Here is a 639-nt window from a genome sequence, read left to right on the forward strand (position 1 = left end):
CCCATGGTGATGGTCGTGATGGTGGTGCTGGTGGTCGGTGTGAGCATGCGCCATGGCTATGGTTCCCGCGCCGAGGATCAGCCGCCCTTGCCGGCCGGTTCCGGCAGCAGGCAGGCCTCGATCACCTGCAGGTCGTTGTCCTTGGCGAAATTGAGCACGAAATGATAGGCCAGCGGTTCGATCTTGCGCAATTCCTCGTTGACCACCACCGACTTGACGCCATTGAGCAGCGTCGGCCGCACGTAGGGAGAATACTTCAGATGGGCATTGCGTCCACCCGAGCCCTCCGGCCTGAAATGCGACATCACACCGCACAGCCGCTCGGCCCAGTCGCTCGGGCGGAATACCCGTCCGTCGCTGGTAATGCCCTGGATGAAGAATTCATTGGCGGGCGCGGTGCTTGTCGGTTGAGGATCGGCCATGGCGGATGCGGTTTCTGTGGAAAGGCAATCTGGGGAAGGGAGCAAGACGCCATTTTGTGGCGGACTGACTTGCGGCTCTCTTAGGTATTATATCTTATAGAAGACTTGCCCCGAAACAGACCTCCACATTATGAAATTTCACGGGAGGCCGTTGCTGGCGGTGTCCTTCCCGCGACAATGCCCATCGCCGCCAGCCGTCAACCGTCAACCGAGCCAG

At 59.9% G+C, this 639-nt stretch carries 1 protein-coding gene; it reads right to left on the reverse strand.

Features of this window, described 5'->3' with window-relative positions; translation table 11 throughout:
* Positions 1-77: 77 nt before the first annotated feature.
* On the reverse strand, positions 78-422 hold the full coding sequence (locus tag JK635_RS28060) for a DUF3579 domain-containing protein (RefSeq protein WP_202653110.1): 345 nt from the start codon (positions 420-422) through the stop codon (positions 78-80).
* Between the last annotated feature and the right edge of the window lie 217 nt (positions 423-639).

Origin of the sequence: Neobacillus paridis, from assembly GCF_016765675.1 — a bacterium.
GTDB lineage: Bacteria > Bacillota > Bacilli > Bacillales > Cytobacillaceae > Neobacillus > Neobacillus paridis.

Coding starts and splice junctions, on each gene's coding strand:
- JK635_RS28060 (WP_202653110.1), bottom strand. CDS start 422: ATGGCCGATCCTCAACCGACAAGCACCGCGCCCGCCAATGAATTCTTC.